At 50.6% G+C, this 316-nt stretch carries 1 protein-coding gene; it reads right to left on the bottom strand.

The genetic code is table 11. From position 1 onward, the window contains the following. A partial coding sequence (locus tag ACOSDR_RS20275; RefSeq protein ID WP_420732352.1) for a hypothetical protein occupies positions 1-265 on the bottom strand: 265 nt, incomplete at its 3' end. Between the last annotated feature and the right edge of the window lie 51 nt (positions 266-316).

The raw sequence follows: 316 nt of genomic DNA, 5'->3' as shown, positions 1-316 counted from the left end.
CTTCGAAAAACACATAATGTTGCGGCAAATCACTTGGCACGCCTGGCGGGGATTCGCTTAGCATAGATTCGTAGGCACAGCTGCTGATCGCAATGCATTTCCAGTCTGGATTGTTAAAGAAGGGCAGCAGGGAATCATTCTTGGTGAACAGCCGCGATTGATCCTGCGGCACGAAAATGCGCTCCTTGGCCGCGCGAAACAGCCCATTCGCCTCTTCCACCGTATAGGCCCGAAAGTAACGGTCATTCTCAAACTCGACTTTCATTTTCCGGCCCTTTCGTATCGTATTTTCAGGTGGTGTTTAGGACACAACAGG

The sequence above is a fragment of the Hwanghaeella sp. 1Z406 genome, from assembly GCF_048892425.1.
In the GTDB taxonomy this organism is placed as follows: domain Bacteria; phylum Pseudomonadota; class Alphaproteobacteria; order UBA8366; family Aestuariispiraceae; genus Pacificispira.
This window is presented reverse-complemented; position numbering and strand designations above follow the sequence as displayed.